Source organism: Streptomyces sp. NPDC028991, assembly GCF_055564775.1.
The window spans coordinates 61943-83151 of the sequence record NZ_JBVHVP010000018.1 but is presented as its reverse complement, the minus strand read 5'-3'; the positions used below and the strand labels follow the sequence as shown (position 1 = coordinate 83151).

General features: G+C 72.1%; 14 protein-coding genes. 13 read left to right on the top strand and 1 reads right to left on the bottom strand.

The annotated features are described in order from the left end of the window. Positions 1-32: 32 nt before the first annotated feature. From ACZ4V1_RS28095 to ACZ4V1_RS28085, 3 genes are all read left to right on the top strand, one after another. Positions 33-245 carry a DUF4244 domain-containing protein gene (locus ACZ4V1_RS28095; RefSeq protein ID WP_468341224.1) on the top strand — a complete coding sequence of 71 codons (213 nt, stop codon included), beginning with the start codon at positions 33-35 and terminating at the stop codon, positions 243-245. After that, the gene (locus tag ACZ4V1_RS28090; protein ID WP_468341222.1) at positions 232-633 is read left to right on the top strand and encodes a TadE family type IV pilus minor pilin; all 402 of its coding nucleotides are present in this window, start codon (positions 232-234) and stop codon (positions 631-633) included. Before ACZ4V1_RS28095 ends, ACZ4V1_RS28090 begins: the two co-directional genes overlap by 14 nt. A 311-nt stretch (positions 634-944) precedes the next feature. Further along, positions 945-1313 carry an Rv3654c family TadE-like protein gene (locus tag ACZ4V1_RS28085; protein ID WP_468341364.1) on the top strand — a complete coding sequence of 123 codons (369 nt, stop codon included), beginning with the start codon at positions 945-947 and terminating at the stop codon, positions 1311-1313. Between the two features lie 392 nt (positions 1314-1705). Here ACZ4V1_RS28085 and ACZ4V1_RS28080 read toward each other — a convergent pair whose 3' ends face one another. Beyond that, entirely contained in the window at positions 1706-4354 is a 2649-nt protein-coding gene (locus tag ACZ4V1_RS28080) for a DEAD/DEAH box helicase (RefSeq protein ID WP_468341219.1), read from the bottom strand. 82 nt (positions 4355-4436) lie between these two features. Between ACZ4V1_RS28080 and bldG the strand changes: the two genes are divergently transcribed. The 10 genes from bldG (at position 4437) to ACZ4V1_RS28030 (ending at position 21093) form a co-directional block, all read left to right on the top strand. Beyond that, on the top strand, positions 4437-4778 hold the full coding sequence (bldG, locus tag ACZ4V1_RS28075) for an anti-sigma factor antagonist BldG (protein WP_003975386.1): 342 nt from the start codon (positions 4437-4439) through the stop codon (positions 4776-4778). A 105-nt stretch (positions 4779-4883) separates the two neighbouring features. After that, complete coding sequence (locus ACZ4V1_RS28070) at positions 4884-5315, top strand: ATP-binding protein (protein ID WP_468341216.1); 432 nt, start codon at positions 4884-4886, stop codon at positions 5313-5315. Positions 5316-5649: 334 nt separating this feature from the next. Continuing rightward, on the top strand, positions 5650-8055 hold the full coding sequence (locus ACZ4V1_RS28065) for a sodium-translocating pyrophosphatase (protein WP_468341213.1): 2406 nt from the start codon (positions 5650-5652) through the stop codon (positions 8053-8055). A gap of 206 nt (positions 8056-8261) precedes the next feature. After that, positions 8262-8852 (top strand): nucleoside/nucleotide kinase family protein, encoded by a 591-nt coding sequence (locus ACZ4V1_RS28060; protein WP_468341210.1) that lies wholly within the window; start codon positions 8262-8264, stop codon positions 8850-8852. Positions 8853-8901: 49 nt separating this feature from the next. After that, the gene (locus ACZ4V1_RS28055) at positions 8902-10419 is read left to right on the top strand and encodes a DUF7059 domain-containing protein (RefSeq protein ID WP_468341207.1); all 1518 of its coding nucleotides are present in this window, start codon (positions 8902-8904) and stop codon (positions 10417-10419) included. Positions 10420-10823: 404 nt separating this feature from the next. After that, entirely contained in the window at positions 10824-11021 is a 198-nt protein-coding gene (locus ACZ4V1_RS28050) for a hypothetical protein (protein WP_468341204.1), read from the top strand. Between the two features lie 269 nt (positions 11022-11290). After that, positions 11291-14131, top strand: coding sequence for a type I DNA topoisomerase (gene topA, locus ACZ4V1_RS28045; RefSeq protein WP_468341201.1), 2841 nt, complete (start codon positions 11291-11293; stop codon positions 14129-14131). Positions 14132-14301: 170 nt separating this feature from the next. Further along, positions 14302-17790: a dTMP kinase gene (gene tmk / locus ACZ4V1_RS28040; RefSeq protein ID WP_468341198.1), complete on the top strand. Its 3489-nt coding sequence runs from the start codon at positions 14302-14304 to the stop codon at positions 17788-17790. 334 nt (positions 17791-18124) lie between these two features. Further along, a complete protein-coding gene (locus tag ACZ4V1_RS28035) occupies positions 18125-19330 on the top strand; it encodes a DNA polymerase III subunit delta' (RefSeq protein ID WP_468341195.1) in 1206 nt (401 codons plus the stop codon). Positions 19331-19473: 143 nt separating this feature from the next. After that, positions 19474-21093 (top strand): alpha/beta hydrolase, encoded by a 1620-nt coding sequence (locus ACZ4V1_RS28030; RefSeq protein WP_468341192.1) that lies wholly within the window; start codon positions 19474-19476, stop codon positions 21091-21093. The last annotated feature ends 116 nt before the right edge of the window (positions 21094-21209 follow it).

The following is a 21209-nucleotide window of genomic DNA, read 5'->3' as shown; positions in this document are numbered from 1 at the left end:
GAACAACGGGAACGGACCTTACGGGGGTTGTGATGTATCAGGCGGTACGGGCACGGCTGAGTGCCCTGGTGTGCGGAGCGGTACGAGCGGCGCGGCGGGACACGGGAATGGTCACTTCCGAGTACGCGATGGGGATCGTCGCGGCGGTGGCGTTCGCCGTGGTGCTCTACAAGGTGGTGACCAGTGGCGCGGTCAGCGCGGAGTTGCAGGGCATCGTGAAGCAGGCACTCGATGCGCGGATGTGAGCGGGCGGTGCGGGCGCAAACCCGCCGAGGCATCGCCGGCCACTCCGACAGGGGATTCGTGACGGCGGAGACGGCCGTGGTGCTGCCGGTGCTGGTGGTGTTCGCGATGTCGCTGGTGTACGCGCTGCTCGTGGTGGCCGCTCAGATCCAGTGCGTGGACGCGGCCCGGACGGGTGCCCGCGCGGCGGCCCGCCAGGATCCGGCCGAAGCGGTAGTCGAGATCACGAGAGAGGCGGCGCCGCGCGCGGCGCGGGTCACGGTCAGCCGGGAGGCGGACCAGGTCCGCGTGACCGTGGCGGCCGAGCCGGCGGCGTTGCCCGGGTTGCCCTTCGAGGTACGGGAGGAGGCCGTGGCTTCGGTGGAACAGACGGTGGGGGCGGGGCCATGAAGGGCGGCGTCCCGCTCCGGTCGGAGACGGGGCGGTGCTCGGGCTCCGGCTCGGGCTCCGGCTCCGGTCCGGGTCTTGGTTCCGGTCCGGGTCTTGGTTCCGGTTGGGGCCCTGGCTGCGGCTCGGGTCTTGTTCCCGGCCCCTGTTCCGACTCGGGTCCCGGCTGCGGCGCGGGCGCCGAAACCGGCCCCGGCCCCGGCCCCGGTTCGTGCCCTGGCTTCGGCTCCGGGTGCGGCCGCGGACGCGGCGCCGGATCCAGGCGAGGAAGCGCCTCCGACAGAGGGTCCGCCACGGTCTGGAGCCTAGGCGCGATCGCCGTTCTGTGCCTCGTGTTCGGCATCGTGTTGGCCCTGGGGCAGGCCGTCGTGGCCCGCCATCGCGCGGCCGGCGGAGCCGATCTGGCGGCGCTCGCGGCGGCGGACCACTGGGCACGGGGCGGCACGGCCGCGTGTGCCAGGGCGGACCGGGTCGCGCGGGCACAAGGGGCGAGGCTGGTGCGGTGCGTGCTCATCGGCCAGGTCTCGGACGTGACGGCTGCGTCGGGCCGGGGGCCGTTCGCGGCGGAGGTCCGGGCGAGAGCGGGCCCGGCGACGGATGTCCCGGCACCGGGCGACCAGTTGCCGGGCGTCCCGGCGCCGGAGGATCCGCTCACCGGCGCCCCGGCGCCGGTGCCCCGCTGACGGGTGCTCCGCCGACCGGCGTCCCGTCTGCGGGGCACCTCGCACCCCGGGGCGCCTGGGACCCGGGGCGCCTGGGACCCGAGGCGCCTCGCACCCCGGGGCGCCAGGAGCCCCGAGGGCAGGAGCCCGGCCGACCGTGTCCCGGGCGCAGGGTGTCGTGTCGGCCGGGGCCCATGACAGTTCTCCCGATGACCGATGACCGATGACCGATGACCGATGTCCGCTGACTGCTGACTCGGCCGATGCCCGATGCCCGATGCCCGCCGCACACGCTGGCTACTGACCGGTGCCCGCTGCACGTGCTGCCTACTGACCGGTGCCCGCTGCGCCCGCTGCCCGCTGTCTCGGCGGCGCGGGGGTCTCGTAGGCCGGGCTCGTGGTGGAGGCCCCGCCTATCCCGCTTCCGTTTCGGCGGCGGACCCTGCCTTCGTATCGGTGGCGGCCCCTGCTTCCGTTTCGGCGGCGGGCCCCGCCCCCGAAGCAGGCCGCGCACCCGCACGCGCGGTGGACTCCGTCCCCGCACCTGCACCCGCATTCACCCCCGCTTCCGCGCCCGCATCCACCCCCGCTCCCGCGCCTCGGCTGGTCTCTCCCGCCGGTGCCCCCCGCAGCAGCACCGTGAGCAGCCGTACGGCGCCCCGCTTGTGCAGCGGCTCGTTGCCGTTGCCGCACTTGGGGGACTGGATGCAGGACGGGCAGCCGGCGTCGCACTCGCAGGAGGCGATGGCCTCACGGGTGGCCGTGAGCCAGTCGCGGGCCGTGTGGAAGGCGCGCTCGGCGAAACCCGCACCGCCGGGGTGGCCGTCGTACACGAAGACCGTCGGCAGCAGCGTGTCCGGGTGCAGGGGGACCGACACGCCGCCGATGTCCCAGCGGTCGCAGGTCGCGAACAGGGGCAGCATGCCGATCGAGGCGTGCTCGGCGGCGTGCAGGGCCCCGCCGAGGAACTCCGGGTTGATCCGGGCCGCGTCCAGCTGGTCCTCGGTGACCGTCCACCACACCGCGCGGGTGCGCAGCGTCCGAGGAGGGAGGTCGAGCTTCGTCTCGCCCAGGACCTCGCCGGTGATGAGACGCCGGCGCAGGAAGGAGACCACCTGGTTGGTGACCTCGACGGAGCCGTAGCACAGACGCCCGTCACCCCAGGGCACCTCGGTGTCGGTCTCCAGGACGGAGATCGCCGTCGTGTCGCGGGCGACCGTGGAGTACGTCGGGGTGGCCTGCTCGACCAGCGCGACGGAGTCCTCCAGGTCGAGGGAGCGGACGAGGTACGTGCGGCCCTGGTGGAGGTGTACGGCGCCCTCGTGGACGGTCGTGTGGGCGGAGCCGGCGTCGACCGTGCCCAGCAGCCGGCCCGTCCCGGCCTCGACGACCTGGACCGGCCGTCCGCCCTCCCCGCGGATGTCGGTCAGGTCGGCGGCCCTCTCCCGGCGCGTCCAGTGCCAGGCCCGCGTTCGGCGGCGCAGCAGCCTGGCCGCCTCCAGTTGGGGGAGCAGCTCCTCGCAGGCGGGGCCGAACAGCGCCAGGTCCTCGTCCGTCAGGGGCAGCTCGGCCGCCGCCGCGCACAGGTGGGGGGCGAGGACGTACGGGTTGTCGGGGTCGAGGACCGTGGACTCCACGGGCTGGTCGAACAGGGCCTCGGGATGGTGGACGAGGAAGGTGTCCAGCGGATCGTCGCGGGCGACCAGCACCGCCAGCGCCCCCTGACCGGACCGCCCCGCCCGGCCCGCCTGCTGCCACAGCGAGGCCCGGGTGCCCGGGTATCCGGCGATCACCACGGCGTCCAGACCGGAGATGTCGAGGCCCAGTTCGAGGGCGTTCGTCGCCGCGAGGCCGAGGAGCTCGCCGGAGTGCAGGGCGCGTTCCAGGGCGCGGCGCTCCTCGGGGAGGTAGCCGCCGCGATACGCGGCCACGCGCCGGGGCAGCGAACGGTCGATCTCCGCCAGGCGTTCCTGGGCGATCACCGAGATCAGCTCGGCGCCGCGCCGGGAGCGTACGAAGGTGATGGAACGCATGCCCTGCACGGTGAGGTCGGTGAGCAGGTCGGCGGCCTCGGCGGTGGCCGTGCGGCGGACCGGCGCGCCCTTCTCGCCCTCCATCTCGGTCAACGGCGGTTCCCAGAGGGCGAACACCAGTTCACCGCGCGGTGAGGCGTCGTCGGCGACCTCGACCACCGGCAGCCCGGTGAGCCGGCGGGCTGCCACCGAGGGCTCGGCGGCGGTGGCGGAGGCGAGCAGGAAGACGGGCGACGCGCCGTAGCGCGCACACAGTCGGCGCAATCTTCGCAGCACCTGGGCGACATGGGAGCCGAAGACGCCGCGGTAGGTGTGGCACTCGTCGATGACAACGTATTTCAGGGACTTCAGGAAGGAGGACCAGCGGGGGTGGGACGGCAGGATGCCGCGGTGCAGCATGTCCGGGTTGGTCAGCACGTATGTGCCGTACTGGCGGATCCACTCGCGTTCCTCGAACGGCGTGTCGCCGTCGTACACCGCGGTCCGCACGGATGTGCCCAGAGGATGTGAAAGTTCCTTCACGGACCGGCACTGGTCGGCGGCCAGCGCCTTGGTCGGAGCCAGGTAGAGGGCGGTGGCGCCACGCCCGTTGGGGGCCTCGGATCCGTCCAGGAGCGTCGACAGCACCGGCACCAGGTACGCCAGGGACTTGCCGGAAGCGGTGCCCGTGGCGACGACCACCGAGTCGCCGTCCAGGGCGTGCTCGGCTACGCGTGCCTGGTGGGCCCAGGGGTGTTCGATGCCCGCGGCCCGCACCGCCGCGACGACCTCCGGCCGAATCCGGTCCGGCCAGACGGCATGACGGCCCGCACGCGGGGGCAAGTGCTCCGTATGAGTGATGCGCGTAGCCCGGTTCGGCCCCGCGGCGAGCCGGTCCAGGAGCATGCTCGGTTCCGGCCTGGAGCCGTGCTCCGCCAGGGGTCGATCGGATCGGTGATTCTTGGCCATCGGCACCGAGTCTGTCACCGGCGTGACGGACAATGGGACCAAGGCGTCGTGCACGCCTGCCGGTAAGTGATTGAATGCCATCGCGGCTGGCGAACCGTCCTGGGGGCTTCAAGCCGAGGTGTCCCGAGGGACGACCGCTCGATAGCAAGGTGCTGGAGGATCCGTGGACCTGTCCCTGTCGACCCGTACCGTCGGCGATCGTACGGTCGTCGAGGTCGGTGGCGAAATTGACGTATATACCGCGCCCAAGCTGCGTGAGCAGCTGGTCGAGCTCGTGAACGACGGGAGTTTCCACCTCGTCGTCGACATGGAGGGCGTGGACTTCCTCGACTCCACCGGGCTCGGCGTGCTGGTCGGCGGACTGAAGCGGGTGCGTGCCCATGAGGGCTCGCTGCGCCTGGTCTGCAACCAGGAGCGCATTCTCAAGATCTTCCGTATCACCGGCCTCACCAAGGTGTTCCCCATTCACACCTCGGTCGAGGAAGCGGTGGCGGCCACCGACTGACGACCGGTTCCGGGCCCTTGGGCCCGGAACGGCAGTAGAACAAGGGGGCCCGGGCTGTCGGCGGCCCGGGCCCCGAAAGCACGCCCGTAGTTCCGAGGGGGATGCATGGCCACCGTTGAACTCCGCTTCAGCGCGCTGCCCGAGCATGTCCGCACCGCCCGTCTGGTGGCGGCGGCGGTGGCACGCAGGGCCGGAGTGGACGAGGCCGTCCTCGACGAGGTCAGGCTCGCCGTCGGCGAGGCCTGCACCCGGGCTGTGGGTCTGCATCAGCACGTCGGCATCACGGCGCCGGTCAAGGTGTCGCTGATCGAGGAGGAGAAGCAGTTCTCCATCGAGGTCGGCGACGAGGCGCCGCACGCGGTACCCGGGGCCGGAAACCCGGGCACCGCCGCCGACGTGCTGGAGGCCGAGGAGGACGAGATGGGCCTCGCGGTCATCAGTGGTCTCGTCGACGACGTGGAGGTCACGGCCGGCGAGGACGGCGGACTGATCCGCATGACCTGGCCGACCGCGCCGACGGCGCTGCCGCCGGTCTGACACCCACTTCGACCACCCGAAGTCACCGTCTCACCGTCTCACCCAAAGGGCCCTACCTCGTAGGGCCCTTTCTCATGTGCGGAAGACGAGGGCCGCGCATACAGTGGGTGCCGTGCGGACGCCAAGTGAATTCATTCACGAGTGGACACGCCATCAACGCACGATCAACCGCGTGAAAAATGGATCACCGTATTAATGCCGGAAGGGCATTACTACTTCTGGTCCCCTTGCGGTTGACAGGTCCATTCCTTTTGTCGTGGACTGTTTTGATCAGGTTCCGGTACCTACAATCCCGTCCACATCTTGAGCTCAGCCCAAGCGTCAAGGAGGACGAATGGCGGAGCTTTCCACCCCTCATCAATTGGGCGAAACCTCGACCATCGCAGCCGCCGTGCTGACCGACTCGAACCGCGTCCTCGTCGCGGTCATCGCGGTCGTCGCACTGGCCGCGCTGGTGCTCGCGGGTGTCCTGGTGCGCCAGGTACTCGCGGCGGGCGAGGGAACCGACAGCATGAAGAAGATCGCGGCGGCCGTCCAGGAAGGCGCGAACGCCTACCTGGCCAGGCAGCTTCGCACGCTCGGCGTATTCGCCGTCGTCGTGTTCTTTCTGCTCATGCTGCTGCCCGCGGACGACTGGAATCAACGGGCCGGACGGTCGATCTTCTTCCTGATCGGCGCGGCGTTCTCGGCGGCCACCGGCTATATCGGCATGTGGCTCGCCGTACGCAGCAATGTGCGCGTCGCCGCGGCGGCGCGGGAAGCGACACCGGCCCCCGGCGAACCGGAAAAGGATCTCACCCTCGTCTCGCACAAAGCTACGAAGATCGCATTTCGCACGGGCGGCGTGGTCGGCATGTTCACGGTGGGGCTCGGCCTGCTGGGCGCCTGCTGCGTGGTGCTGGTGTACGCGGCCGACGCGCCGAAGGTGCTGGAGGGCTTCGGCCTCGGCGCCGCCCTGATCGCGATGTTCATGCGGGTCGGCGGCGGCATCTTCACCAAGGCCGCCGACGTCGGCGCCGACCTGGTCGGCAAGGTCGAGAAGGGCATTCCGGAGGACGACCCGCGCAATGCCGCGACCATCGCCGACAACGTGGGCGACAACGTCGGCGACTGCGCGGGCATGGCGGCCGACCTCTTCGAGTCGTACGCCGTGACCCTGGTGGCCGCGCTGATCCTCGGCAAGGTGGCCTTCGGCGACGCGGGACTCGCGTTCCCGCTGCTGGTGCCGGCGATCGGCGTGATCACGGCCATGGTCGGCATCTTCGCGGTGGCGCCCCGGCGGTCCGACCGCAGCGGCATGAGTGCGATCAACCGGGGCTTCTTCCTCTCCGCGGTGATCTCGCTGGTACTGGTGGCGGTGGCCGTCTTCGTCTACCTGCCCGGCAAGTACTCGGAGCTGGACGGCGTCACCGACGCGGCGATCGCCGGCCGGGACGGCGATCCGCGGGTCCTCGCGCTCGTCGCGGTGGCGATCGGCATCGTGCTCGCCGCGCTGATCCAGCAGCTCACCGGCTACTTCACCGAGACCACCCGACGTCCCGTCAAGGACATCGGCAAGTCTTCGCTCACGGGCCCCGCCACCGTCGTCCTCGCCGGCATCTCGCTCGGTCTCGAATCCGCCGTCTACACCGCCCTGTTGATCGGTCTCGGCGTCTACGGGGCCTTCCTGCTCGGCGGTACGTCGATCATGCTGGCGCTCTTCGCGGTGGCGCTGGCCGGGACCGGCCTGCTCACCACGGTCGGTGTGATCGTCGCCATGGACACCTTCGGCCCGGTCTCCGACAACGCGCAGGGCATCGCCGAGATGTCCGGCGACGTCGAGGGCGCCGGCGCCCAGGTGCTCACCGACCTGGACGCGGTCGGCAATACCACCAAGGCCATCACCAAGGGCATCGCCATCGCCACCGCCGTCCTCGCGGCGGCGGCCCTGTTCGGGTCGTACCGCGACGCCATCACCACCGGCGCCGCGGACGTGGGCGAGAAACTCAGCGGCGAGGGCGCGCCGATGAGCCTGATGATGGACATCTCGCAGCCCAACAACCTGGTCGGGCTCATCGCGGGCGCGGCGGTCGTCTTCCTCTTCTCGGGGCTGGCGATCAACGCGGTGTCGCGGTCGGCGGGCGCGGTGGTCTACGAGGTGCGGCGGCAGTTCCGGGAACGGCCCGGAATCATGGACTACAGCGAGAAACCGGAGTACGGCAAGGTCGTCGACATCTGCACCAGGGACGCCCTGCGCGAACTCGCCACGCCCGGGCTGCTCGCCGTGATGGCGCCCATCTTCATCGGGTTCACGCTCGGTGTGGGCGCGCTCGGCGCGTTCTTGGCGGGTGCGATCGGCGCGGGCACGCTGATGGCGGTGTTCCTCGCCAACTCCGGTGGCGCCTGGGACAACGCCAAGAAACTCGTCGAGGACGGCCACCACGGCGGCAAGGGCAGCGAGGCCCACGCCGCCACCGTCATCGGCGACACGGTCGGCGACCCGTTCAAGGACACCGCGGGCCCGGCGATCAACCCTCTGCTCAAGGTCATGAACCTGGTGGCGCTGCTCATCGCGCCGGCGGTCATCAAGTTCTCCTACGGTGCCGACGAGAACATCGGCGTACGGGTCGCGATCGCCGCCGTCGCGTTCCTCGTCGTCGCGGCGGCGGTCTACGTCTCCAAGCGGCGCGGAATCGCCATGGGCGGCGAGGACGACGGCGACCGGGAGCCCAAGTCGGCCGATCCGGCGGTGGTTTCGTAGAGCCGGCCCCCGAGCCTGGCATCAGGCACAGGCCAAGATGCGGGCGGACGGCGCGTGTTGACGCGTCGCCCGCCCGCTTCGTGCATGCGCGCGCCCCTCACCGTGAGCCTTCTCTCTCTTGGTGCAAATGGCTGCAATACGGTCTTAATGGATGTTCGTCCTGCGAGTGTCCCCCATCCGGCGTGTATGTTCCGGGGCCGAGAGCCATGGAAGGGACCAATCCGGTGAACAAGAAGCTCGCGGCCGCACTGTCCGGCGGTGCGGTACTGGTACTGGCGCTGACGGGATGCAGCAGCAGCGACGACAACGACAAGCTGGACTCCTGGGCGAAGGAGGTCTGCGATGCGGTGAAGCCGCAGGCCACGAAGATCGAGGCGGCCAACGCGGCGATCCAGAAGGAGACCTCGGACAACAGCACGCCGGTCGAGGTCCAGAAGACCGACGCCAAGGCGTTCCAGGACATGTCCGACGCCTACAAGGCGATGGGCACCGCCGTCCAGAAGGCCGGAGCCCCGGATGTCGAGAACGGCGAGAAGAAGCAGAAGGACGCGGTCACCGAGCTCAACGGCCTCTCCTCGTCGTACGCCTCCCTGAAGAAGCAGGTGGAGGACCTCGACACCAAGGACCAGGCGAAGTTCGCCGACGGCCTCAAGGACATCGCCACCGAGCTGAACAAGCTCAGCAAGAGCGGCAACGACGCGCTGAAGACCCTGGAAGAGGGCGAGGTCGGCCAGGCGATGGCCAAGCAGCAGAGCTGCAAGTCGGCCTCGGTGACGCCGTCGGCCGCGGCCGGCTGACCGCCGCCGCACAGGGGCGGGGCGGGGGCCGCAGGGCCACAATGGGGGTGTGAGTAACGCCAGCCTGTCCCCCCTGCCCTCCCCCGACCGCCCCGATGTCACCGCCCGGTTGCGGGACGCCCTGCTCGGGGCCTCCTTCACCGCCGACGGACTGCTGGAGCTGCTCGGTGCTCCCGCCTACGCGGCGCTGTCGCGCAGCGAGACCGTGCCCGCGCTGCGGGCCACCCGCGGCGACACGCCGCTCGAACTGCTCGTACGGCTGTTCCTGCTCCAGCAACCCGTGCTCCGCGCGCGCGTGGCCGACGTCCTGCCGCTGGACGCCTGCCTGGAGAGCGGGTGGCTCGTCCGCGCGGGCGACGACGAGGTCGCGGCCACCGTGGACGTACGGCCGTACGGCGGGCCCGGCGGCGAGGACTGGTTCATCGTCTCCGACCTGGGCTGCGCGGTAGGCGGCGCCGGCGGCATCGGCAACCGCGCCGAGGGCGTCGTCCTCGGCGTCGGCGGCGCCTCCATGACGCTGGCCGGCCTCACCGTCCGTACGCCCGTCTCCGCCGCCCTCGACCTTGGCACCGGCTCCGGCATCCAGGCACTGCACGCGGCCCGGCACACCACGCGCGTGACGGCGACCGACCTCAACCCGCGCGCGCTGCACGTCACCGCCCTCACGCTCGCCCTGTCCGGGGCCCCGGCCGCCGATTTGCGCGAGGGCTCGCTCTACGAACCGATCGAGGACGACGAGACGTACGACCTGATCGTCTCCAACCCGCCGTTCGTGATCTCGCCCGGCGCCCGCCTCACCTACCGCGACGGCGGGATGGGCGGGGACGATCTGTGCCGCTCGCTCGTTCAACAGACGGGGGAGCGCCTGAACGAGGGCGGGTTCGCGCACTTCCTGGCCAACTGGCAGCACGTGGAGGGGGAGGACTGGACGGACCGGCTGCGCTCCTGGGTGCCGCGCGGCTGCGACGCCTGGATCGTGCAGCGCGAGGTGCAGGACATCACGCAGTACGCCGAGCTGTGGCTCAGGGACGCGGGCGACCACCGCGCCGACGCGGCCGAGTACCAGGCACGCTACGACGCGTGGCTGGACGAGTTCGAGGCGCGCAAGGTCAGGGCCGTCGGCTTCGGCTGGATCACCCTGCGCCGGACCGCGTCCGCGGAGCCCTCGATCACCACCGAGGAATGGCCGCACCCGATCGAGCAGCCGCTCGGCGAGACGGTGCGCGCGCACTTCGACCGCGTCGACTACCTGCGCGCCCACGACGACGCGGCCCTGCTCGAGGCGCATTTCACACTGGCCGGCGAGGTCGTCCAGGAGCAGGTCGGGCTGCCCGGTGCCGAAGACCCGGAGCACGTCGTCCTGCGCCAGAACCGCGGCATGCGCCGGGCCACCCGGGTCGACACCGTCGGCGCCGGTTTCGCGGGCGTCTGCGACGGCACCATGAGCGCCGGCCGCATCCTGGACGCCATCGCGCAGCTCGTGGGCGAGGACCCGGTGGCGCTGCGCGACCGCACCCCCGCCCAGATCCGGCTGCTGGTGGAGCAGGGCTTCCTCGAACCGGCCTGAGGACGCGTCGGCGGCCCCGCCGCGCGCACCCCGTTCCGGACGGACTCGGAGCGTCGCCGTGCGGGAAGCGAGCCACGGAGCGTCGCCGTGCGGGAAGCGAGCCACGGAGCGTCGCCGTGCGGGAAGCGAGCCACGGAGCGTCGCCGTGCGGGAAACGAGCCACGGAGCGTCGCCGTGCGGGAAACGAGCCACGGAGCGTCGCCGTGCGGGAAACGAGCCACGAGTTCTCGCCGAACGGGAAGCGAGCCACGAGTTCTCGCCGTACGGGAAAACGAGCCACGGGGCAGGGGGCCGTCGGGTCCGTCGGCTCCCCGTTCACCTCGGGTTCGCCTGCCCGCCGCCCGCGCGTGACAGCCTCGCGGAGGCTGGACACTCGCGGGTGGGAGAAAAGGGGCACGGGGACCATGGAGAGCGGGCCGGCGATCTTCGCGGGAATGGTGTTCACCCTGTTCGGGGCCGGTCTGCTGGTGTGGACCGCGACACGGGTCCGGCATGGCCGGCCGGTCGCCCACGGTGTGAGCCCCGTCGCATCGGCGACCGTCGCGAGCGTCGCCGCAGTGGTCGCTCTGGCCCTCGGGGCATGGTGTCTGACGCACGTGTGAGAGGCCGGTTCCGGCCCCCGGCCGCACCCCCGCCCGAGTAATCGGGGGATCGCGCTCCGGATACACGCATCAGGGCCGGTAAACACTCCGGGCGGCAGGAACCGGGTTCGTCGGGTTACCGTTCGAGTGGCCGTTGCGGGCTTTTCCCGTTTGACACGGGGGCGGGAGGTACCGTCACACTCCGCAGCGTCACGACCGAAAAGCAGCACGACCCGACCCCGGGACCACGGCCTGGGGAGGCCCAGCGTCGACCGGAGAGAAGAGCGAAGTTGTCCCCGACCAGCGAGACCGCGAAGGGCGGCCGACGACTCGTCATCGTCGAGTCGCCTGCCAAGGCGAAGACGATCAAGGGCTATCTCGGCCCTGGCTACGTCGTCGAGGCGAGCGTCGGGCACATCCGCGACCTTCCCAGCGGCGCCGCGGAGGTGCCCGAGAAATACACCGGCGAGGTCCGCCGGCTCGGTGTGGACGTCGAACACGACTTCCAGCCGATCTATGTGGTCAACGCTGACAAGAAGGCACAGGTCAGGAAGCTCAAGGACCTGCTGAAGGACTCCGACGAGCTCTTCCTCGCCACCGATGAGGACCGCGAGGGCGAGGCCATCGCCTGGCACCTCCAGGAAGTCCTCAAGCCGAAGATCCCGGTCAAGCGCATGGTGTTCCACGAGATCACCAAGGACGCGATCCGCGCCGCCGTCGCCAACCCGCGCGAGCTGAACCAGAAGCTCGTCGACGCCCAGGAGACCCGCCGTATCCTCGACCGCCTCTACGGCTACGAGGTCTCGCCGGTCCTGTGGAAGAAGGTCATGCCGAAGCTGTCGGCGGGCCGCGTCCAGTCCGTCGCCACCCGCCTCGTCGTCGAGCGGGAGCGCGAGCGCATCGCGTTCCGTTCCGCCGAGTACTGGGACCTGACGGGCACCTTCGCGACCGGCCGCGCGGGGGACGCCTCCGACCCGGCGGCGCTGGTCGCCCGCCTCCAGACCGTCGACGGACGGCGTGTCGCGCAGGGCCGCGACTTCGACTCCCTGGGGCAGATCAAGAGCGCGAACACCCTCCACCTCGACGAGGCGAACGCCCGCGCGCTCGCCGCCGCCCTGGAGAACACGCGCTTCGCCGTCCGCTCCGTCGAGTCCAAGCCGTACCGCCGCTCGCCGTACGCCCCGTTCCGTACGACGACGCTCCAGCAGGAGGCCTCGCGCAAGCTCGGCTTCGGCGCCAAGGCGACGATGCAGATCGCGCAGAAGCTGTACGAGAACGGCTACATCACCTACATGCGTACGGACTCGACGACGCTGAGCGACACGGCGGTCTCCGCCGCCCGCGCCCAGGTCACGCAGCTGTACGGCGCCGACTACCTCCCCGCCCAGCCGCGGACGTACGCCGGCAAGGTCAAGAACGCGCAGGAGGCGCACGAGGCGATCCGCCCCTCGGGCGACCGCTTCCGCACGCCCGCCGAGACCGGGCTGACCGGCGACCAGTTCAAGCTGTACGAGCTGATCTGGAAGCGGACCGTCGCCTCCCAGATGAAGGACGCGACCGGCAACAGCGTCACCGTGAAGATCGGCGGCGCCACCTCCGACGGCCGGGACGTCGAGTTCAGCGCCTCCGGCAAGACGATCACCTTCCACGGCTTCCTGAAGGCCTACGTCGAGGGCGCCGACGACCCGAACGCCGAGCTGGACGACCGCGAGCGCCGGCTGCCGCAGGTCGCCCAGGGCGACGCGCTGACGGCCGAGGAGATCACGGTCGACGGCCACGCCACCAAGCCCCCGGCCCGCTACACCGAAGCGTCGCTGGTCAAGGAGCTGGAAGAGCGCGAGATCGGCCGCCCGTCGACGTACGCGTCGATCATCGGCACGATCCTGGACCGCGGCTACGTCTTCAAGAAGGGCACGGCCCTGGTCCCGTCCTTCCTGTCCTTCGCCGTGGTCAACCTCCTGGAGAAGCACTTCGGGCGGCTCGTCGACTACGACTTCACCGCCAAGATGGAGGACGACCTCGACGCCATCGCCCGCGGCGAGGCCCAGGCCGTGCCGTGGCTGCGGCGCTTCTACTTCGGCGAAGGCGCGGGCCACGGCGGCGCGGCCGACGCAGGCAACGGCGACGGGGACCACCTCGGCGGCCTCAAGGAACTGGTGACCGACCTCGGCGCGATCGACGCGCGCGAGGTGTCGTCCTTCCCCGTCGGCAACGACATCGTGCTGCGCGTCGGACGCTACGGCCCGTACGTCGAGCGCGGTGAGAAGGACGCCGAGAACCACCAGCGCGCCGACGTCCCCGAGGACATGGCGCCGGACGAGCTGTCCGTCGAGCTGGCGGAGGAACTGCTCGCCAAGCCGAGCGGCGACTTCGAGCTGGGCACCGACCCGGCCACCGGCCACGCCATCGTCGCCAAGGACGGCCGCTACGGCCCGTACGTCACCGAGGTGCTCCCCGAGGGCACCCCGAAGACCGGCAAGAACGCCGTGAAGCCGCGTACGGCCTCCCTGTTCAAGTCGATGTCGCTGGACACGGTGACGCTGGACGACGCACTGAAGCTCATGTCGCTGCCGCGTGTCGTCGGCACCGACGCCGAGGGCGTGGAGATCACCGCGCAGAACGGCCGCTACGGCCCGTACCTGAAGAAGGGCACGGACTCGCGGTCCCTCACCTCCGAGGAGCAGCTCTTCACGATCACGCTGGAGGAGGCGCTGGCGATCTACGCCCAGCCCAAGCAGCGTGGCCGGGCCGCGGCCAAACCGCCGCTGAAGGAGCTGGGCACCGACCCGGTCAGCGAGAAGCCGGTCGTGGTCAAGGACGGCCGCTTCGGTCCGTACGTCACCGATGGCGAGACCAACGCGACTCTGCGCTCCGGCGACAGTGTCGAGGAGATCACGCCGGAGCGCGGCTACGAGCTGCTCGCCGAGAAGCGTGCCAAGGGGCCCGCCAAGAAGACGGCGAAGAAGTCCGCCGCGAAGAAGGCCCCGGCGAAGAAGGCGACGGCGAAGAAGACCGCCGCCAAGAAGACGGCGGCGGCCAAGACGACGGCCGCGAAGAAGACGACGGCCAAGACCGCCGCCAAGAAGACGGCCACCAAGAAGGCGACCGCCACCAAGGGGCCGGAGGACTGAGACCGGCTCAGGAACCGCCCGGTTCCACGAGTTCTTCGTCTCATCCGCACTTCTTCTTCGTCTCACCCGCAGTTCGCGAAACGAACGCCCCGGCATCATTTCGGTGTCGGGGCGTGCGTGCGTTCGGCCGGGCACGCCGGACTGTCGGTGACGACCGATAGGCTGAACGCATGACGCGAGCCGAGCAGCCAACGGCCCCTCACTCCGCCCCGGACGACGCACTGGTCGCGGACTCCCGCGAGCGTGCCGTCCGCGCCCTGCTGCGCCGCCCGCAGCTGAGGCGGTTGTGGAGCGCACAGCTCGTGGGGGGTGTCGGCGACATCCTCGCCCTCCTGGTGCTGGTCCTCCTCGCCGTCCAGGCCGCGATCGGCGCGGGCTCGTTCGGCGGCGGTTACCGGGGCGTGGCGTTCGCAGTGGCGACCGTTTTCGGCGTGCGCATCCTGGCGACGCTGCTCTTCGGTGCCGTGCTTCTCGGGCCCCTCACCTCACTCACCTCGCAGGACGGCCCGCTCGACCGCCGCTGGACCATGGTCGGCGCCGACGGGCTGCGGGCCGCGCTGCTGATCGTCGCGCCGCTGTGGATCGACTGGACGCCGGACGACGCGCTGGCCTACCTCCTGGTGACCGCATTCGTCACCGGCGTCGCCGAGCGCTTCTGGACGGTGTGCCGGGAGAGCGCGGCCCCCGCACTGCTGCCCGCCCCGCCCCTGGAGGGCGCGACGGTGCGGCCGCTGCCGGACCACATGGGCACGCTGCGCCGCCTGTCACTGCGTACGAGCTTCGTGGCCGTCCCGCTGGCCGGCGTCGTGCTGGTCGTCGCGGGACTGCTGAACAACCTGCTGGGCGCCGGCGTCGGCTGGTTCGCCGAGCACCAGGCGGCGCTCGGTTCGTACGTCGCGGCCGGACTGTTCGCCGCCTCCCTGTCCGTGGTGACGTTCCTGGAGCTGCCCGGCGTCCGCACCCCGCGCGCGCGGTCGCCGCTGGAGGGCATGCGCCGCCCGAAGAGCGGCACGGGCGTCGACAGGGGCCGCACCGGAGTCCTTCCGCTGCTGGTACTCGCCTGCGCCGCGGTCGCCGCGGTGGTGGCCGCCGCGGTCGCCGTGGCGGTGCTGCACGCCAAGGACCTCGGCGGCGGACCCGTGCTGTACGGCCTGATGGTGGGCGCGCTGACCGGCGGCGTCGCCGTCGGCATCCGCACGGCCCCCGCCCTGCTGCCTTCCCTGTCCCGCCGACGGCTGCTGGCCCTGGCGATCGCCTTCGCCGGCGTCGCCCTGCTGGCCGCCGGCCTCGTCCCGGACGACACCACCGTGCTGCTGCTCCTCGCGCTGGCCGGCGTCGGCGCGGGCGTCGCGGCGAACACCGGGCACACACTGCTCGACCAGGAGACCGAGGACCACCGCCGGGCGCGCACGACCGAGCACCTGCACGCGGTCGTCCGGGTCTGCGTGGCGCTCGGCGCGGTCGTCGCACCCGTGGTGGCCGCGGCGATCGGGCCGCACCGCCTGGAGAACGGCAGGTTCGTCTTCGCGCACGGCGGCGCCGCGTTCGTCCTGATGCTGGTCGGCGCGCTGCTGCTGCCCGTGGCCGCGCTGGTGCTGGCCAAGGTCGACGACCGTTCCGGCGTCCCGCTGCGGCACGACCTGCGGGACGCGCTGCTCGGCGGCGACGACCCGGTGCCGGTGCCCGCGACCAACGGTTTCTTCATCGCCCTGGAGGGCGGTGACGGCGCCGGGAAGTCGACCCAGGCCGAGGCACTCGCCGAGTGGATCAGGGGCAAGGGACACGAGGTCGTGCTGACCCGCGAGCCGGGGGCGACCCCGGTGGGCAAGCGCCTGCGGTCCATCCTGCTGGACGTCTCGAGCGCCGGTCTGTCGCACCGCGCGGAGGCGCTGCTGTACGCCGCCGACCGCGCGGAGCACGTCGACACCGTGGTCCGGCCCGCGCTGGAGCGCGGCGCCGTGGTCATCTCCGACCGGTACATCGACTCCTCGGTGGCCTACCAGGGCGCCGGCCGCGACCTGTCGCCGACGGAGATCGCCCGCATCAACCGCTGGGCCACCGACGGGCTCGTTCCGCACCTGACCGTCCTGCTGGACGTCGCGCCGGAGGCCGCCCGCGAGCGGTTCACCGAGGCACCGGACCGGCTGGAGTCGGAGCCCGCCGAGTTCCACGCGCGGGTGCGCTCCGGTTTCCTGACCCTGGCCGCGGCCGACCCCGGGCGTTACCTCGTCGTGGACGCGGGCCAGGAGCCCGAGGCCGTCACCACTGTCGTACGCCACCGGCTCGACCAGGTGCTGCCGCTCTCCGAGGCCGAGATCAAGGCCCAGGAGGAGGCCCGCCGCAAGGCCGAGGAGGAAGCGCGCCGCAAGGCCGAGGAAGAGGCCGCGCGCAAGGCCGAGGAGGAGCGCCTGGAGCGCGAACGCCTCGAACAGCTGGAGCGGCTGCGCGCCGAGGAGGAGGAGCGCAAGCGGCGCGAGCTGGAAGAGGCGCAGCGGCGCGAGGCCGAGCGGCAGGCCGAGGAGGCCCGGCAGCGGGCCGAGGAAGCGCGCCGGAAGGCGGAGGAGGAGCGGGCACGGCTCCTCGCGGAGGAGAAGGTCCGGGCCGAGGAGGAGGCACGGCGCCGGGCCGAGGAGGAGCGGCGCCGCAAGCAGGCCGAGGAGGAGCGGCTGCGCGCCGAGGCCGAGGCCCGGCGCCTGGAGAAGCAGCGCAAGGCCGAGGAGGCCCTGATGCGGGCCGAGGAGGCACGCCGGGCGGCGGAGCAGGCGGCGGCAGCGGCAGCGGCGGGCCCGAAGTCGACGGCACCTCCCGCGGCGGACGCACCCCGGCCGAAGCCGGCCGCCGACGCCCACTCCGACGCGGTGACCGTGCCGACGCCGGTCGTGACCCCGACGAACGCCTCCGGCGGGCCGGTGGAGGACACGGCGGTCCTGCGGCCGGTGCGGGACGCGCGGGACTCCGCCGATGGCCGGGACGACGACTCGGCCGATTCGCGGGACGGCCGGAGCGGTGCCGGGGACGACGCCCGGACCGGGTGCGGCGATGACGGCCGGGCGCCCCGGCCGTCCAAGGCGCCCGAACCCGAGTCCGAGCCCGCACCCGCGCCCGAGCCCGAGTCGGAGTCCGAGGCGGAGTCCGAGGTGACGACCGAGCTGCCCAAGCCGCCGGTTCCGACGGGTGCGGCGGACGAGACGGCGGTGCTGCCGGCGGTGGAGCCGCGGGCCGAGGACGAGACGGCGGTGCTGCCGGCGGTGGAGCCGCGGGCCGAGGAGGAGACGGCGGTGCTGCCCCCCGTGACGCCGGGAGCTGCCGACGAGACGGCGGTGCTGCCGCCCGTACGCGAGGGCGACCCCGCCGACCGGGTCCCGCCGGGCTACTTCCGGGAGGACGGCCCGGCCGCTGGTTCCGACCGTTCGGGGGAGCCCCAGGACCGCACGCGCGAGCTGCCCCGGATCGACCCCGACCAGGCACCGCCCCGCAGGCGCCGCTCGGACTGGGCCGAGGAGACACCGCTGGACGATCTGCCGACCCTGGCGGACGAGCTGCTCGGCCCGCGCGACGGCGAGGGCGACGGCCGGAGTGACAGCCGGGGTGACAGCCGGAGTGACGGCGGTCGCGAGGACGACGGCGGCCGCCGGGGCAAGGGCCGAGGGCACCGCTGAGCGGCCGGATCCTGACGCTGGACCTGGACCTGGACCTGGACCTGGACCTGGACCTGGACCTGGACCTGGACCTGGACCTGGACCTGGACCCGGACCTCGGGTCTCGGTGCCGGACGACGGTCCCGGGTCTCGGTGCCGGACCATGGTCTCGGGTCTCGGGTCTCGGTTTCGGACGTTGGCCCCGGGTCTCGCGCCGGACCGCAGGGCCGGTCTTCCGCCCGCTTCCCGGGCGGTCCGCCCTCGTTGTCAGTGCCGCCCCGCACAATGGAGGGCGCGACGCGGATCAGCGCGGCGCGGTGCGATGGCGGAGTGTGACGGAAGGGCGGCGTGACCCGTGACCGTGTGGGACGACCTCGTCGGGCAGGAGAAGGTGAGCGAGCAGCTCGCCGCCGCTGCCCGGGACGCCGACGCCTTCGTCACCGCCGCCGCGGCCGACGGCCCGCTCCCCGAGTCGTCGAGCATGACGCACGCCTGGCTTTTCACCGGCCCGCCCGGCGCGGGGGTGACGCAGACCGCGCGGGCCTTCGCCGCCGCACTGCAGTGCGTGAGCCCCGACCGCGCGCTCGGCGGCGTCCCCGGCTGCGGATTCTGCGACGGATGCCACACGGCACTCCTCGGCACCCACGCGGACGTCAGCACGGTGGCCGCCGTGGGCGCGGAGATCCTGGTGCGGGACATGCGGGACACCGTGCGCAAGTCGTTCACCTCGCCGGCGACCGGCCGCTGGCAGATCATCCTCGTCGAGGACGCCGAGCGGCTGAACGAGAAGTCCGCCAACGCCGTCCTCAAGGCCGTCGAGGAGCCCGCCCCGCGGACCGTCTGGCTGCTGTGCGCCCCCTCCGTCGAGGACGTCCTGCCCACCATCCGCTCCCGCTGCCGCCACCTGAACCTGCGCACGCCGTCCGTCGAGGCGGTCGCCGACATGCTCGTACGGCGAGAAGGCATCGAGCCGGACGTGGCCGCCGCGGCGGCCCGCGCCACCCAGGGCCACGTCGACCGGGCACGCCGCCTGGCCACCGACCCGGCCGCCCGGGCGCGTCGGGATGCCGTGCTGAAGCTCCCGACGCGCGTCGACGACGTCGGCAGTGCGCTCAGGGCGGCCCAGGAACTGGTCGACGCGGCGGCGGAGGACGCCAAGCAACTCGCCGAGGGCATGGACACCAAGGAGACCGACGAGCTGAAGGCGGCGCTGGGCGCGGCCCAGGGCGGTCGGCTGCCGCGCGGCACGGCGGGCGTCATGAAGGAGCTGGAGGAGAAGCAGAAGCGGCGCAAAACGCGTACGCAGCGTGACAGCCTCGACCTCGCCCTGAGTGACCTCACCGCCTTCTACCGCGACGTCCTGGCCCTCCAGCTCGGCTCCCGCGTGGCGATCGCCAACGCCGACGCCGAGGAAGCCCTGGAGCGGCTCGCCCGCGGCAGCTCCCCCGAGTCCACCCTCCGCCGCATCGAGGCGATCGCAGCCTGTGGGGAGGCCCTCGACCGCAATGTGCCGCCGCTGCTCGCGGTGGAGGCGATGACGATGGCGCTGAGAGCGGGCTGACCGCTCCCGGGGCGGCGCACGGCCGTGCGGGTGGCCGTGCGGGTGGCCGGATTCGCCGGGAAGCGCGGTTGACGACGTAACTCGTACGAGGCATGTCGCACACGCAGTGCATCGGAATAGTCGCGGAGAGTTACGCTCCCTGAATGCACACAAGGCGCACTCACCGCAGGACCCGCACCGGCAGGACACGTACCGGAGCCACACTTCTCGCCGCCGCGCTGCTCGCCAGCGCCTGCTCGGCCGGGGGCGCGTCGACCTCCGCGGGTCCGGCGGCGGCGGAGGCGGCCGGATCGACGGAGGCGGCGAAGGCGTCGCTGGCCGCGCTGCCGCAGGCCACACCCTCCGCGCTCTCGCCGTACTACGAGCAGAAGCTGAGCTGGCGGGACTGCGGCGTCCCCGGCTTCCAGTGCGCCACCATGAAGGCCCCGCTCGACTACGCGAAGCCGGCCGAGGGGGACGTCCGGCTCGCCGTGGCCCGCAAGAAGGCCACCGGCCCGGGCAAGCGGCTCGGCTCCCTTCTGGTGAACCCGGGCGGGCCCGGCGGTTCGGCGGTCGGCTATCTCCAGCAGTACGCGGGCATCGGCTACCCGGAGGAGGTCCGCGCCCAGTACGACATGGTGGCGGTCGACCCCCGGGGCGTGGCCCGCAGCGAGCCCGTGGAGTGCCTCGACGGCCGGGAGATGGACGCGTACACGCGGACGGACGTCACTCCGGACGACGGGGGCGAGGTGGACGAGCTGGTCGACGCGTACAAGGAGTTCGCCGAGGGCTGCGGAGCGGACGCGCCGAAGCTGCTGCGGCACGTGTCGACCGTCGAGGCGGCCCGTGACATGGACATCCTGCGCGCGGTGCTGGGCGACGAGAAGCTGACCTATGTGGGCGCGTCGTACGGCACCTTCCTGGGGGCGACGTACGCGGGCCTGTTCCCGGACCGGGCGGGCCGCCTCGTCCTGGACGGCGCGATGGACCCGTCACTGCCCGCACGCCGGTTGAACCTGGAGCAGACGGCCGGCTTCGAGACGGCGTTCCAGTCCTTCGCGAAAGACTGCGTGAAGCAGCCCGACTGCCCCCTCGGCAGCCAGGGCACCACCCCCGACCAGGTCGGCAAGAACCTCAAGGCCTTCTTCGACGACCTGGACGCCGAGCCCCTCCCCGCGGGGGACGCCGACGGCCGCAAGCTCACCGAGTCCCTGGCCACCACCGGCGTGATCGCGGCGATGTACGACGAGGGCGCCTGGCAGCAGCTGCGCGAGTCGCTGACCTCGGCGATGAAGGAGAAGGACGGCGCCGGCCTCCTCGTCCTCTCGGACAGCTACTACGAGCGTGAGGCCGACGGCGGCTACAGCAATCTGATGTTCGCCAACGCCGCCGTGAACTGCCTCGACCTCCCCGCCGCCTTCTCCTCCCCGGACGAGGTGCGCGACGCGCTCCCCGACTTCGAGAAGGCGTCCCCGGTCTTCGGCGAAGGCCTCGCCTGGTCCGCCCTGAACTGCGCGTACTGGCCGGTGCGGCCCACGGGTGAGCCCCACCGCATCGAGGCAGCCGGCGCCACCCCGATCGTCGTGGTCGGCACCACCCGGGACCCGGCCACCCCGTACCGCTGGGCCGAGGCCCTGGCAGCCCAGCTCTCCTCCGGCCGCCTCCTCACCTACGAGGGCGACGGCCACACCGCCTACGGCCGCGGCAGCACCTGCATCGACTCCGCGATCAACACCTATCTGCTGCGCGGTAGGGCCCCGGAGGACGGCAAACGCTGCTCGTAGCCGTCCGGTGACCGTCCCGTCCGCCCCGGAGCGCCGGCCTCCGGGGCGGGTACGAAGCACCCCGGGAAACTGTGTAGACTTACCGACGTTGCTGATCGCACCATGGTGCTCAGCGC

Excerpts from the sequence above, each read along its gene's own strand:
- ACZ4V1_RS28030 (WP_468341192.1), top strand. The coding sequence starts at position 19,474 with ATGCACACAAGGCGCACTCACCGCAGGACCCGCACCGGCAGGACACGT.
- ACZ4V1_RS28070 (WP_468341216.1), top strand. The coding sequence starts at position 4,884 with ATGGCCACCGTTGAACTCCGCTTCAGCGCGCTGCCCGAGCATGTCCGC.
- ACZ4V1_RS28095 (WP_468341224.1), top strand. The coding sequence starts at position 33 with ATGTATCAGGCGGTACGGGCACGGCTGAGTGCCCTGGTGTGCGGAGCG.
- ACZ4V1_RS28065 (WP_468341213.1), top strand. The coding sequence starts at position 5,650 with ATGGCGGAGCTTTCCACCCCTCATCAATTGGGCGAAACCTCGACCATC.
- ACZ4V1_RS28090 (WP_468341222.1), top strand. The coding sequence starts at position 232 with ATGCGCGGATGTGAGCGGGCGGTGCGGGCGCAAACCCGCCGAGGCATC.
- ACZ4V1_RS28050 (WP_468341204.1), top strand. The coding sequence starts at position 10,824 with ATGGAGAGCGGGCCGGCGATCTTCGCGGGAATGGTGTTCACCCTGTTC.
- ACZ4V1_RS28080 (WP_468341219.1), bottom strand. The coding sequence starts at position 4,354 with ATGGCATTCAATCACTTACCGGCAGGCGTGCACGACGCCTTGGTCCCA.
- ACZ4V1_RS28060 (WP_468341210.1), top strand. The coding sequence starts at position 8,262 with ATGGAAGGGACCAATCCGGTGAACAAGAAGCTCGCGGCCGCACTGTCC.
- tmk (WP_468341198.1), top strand. The coding sequence starts at position 14,302 with ATGACGCGAGCCGAGCAGCCAACGGCCCCTCACTCCGCCCCGGACGAC.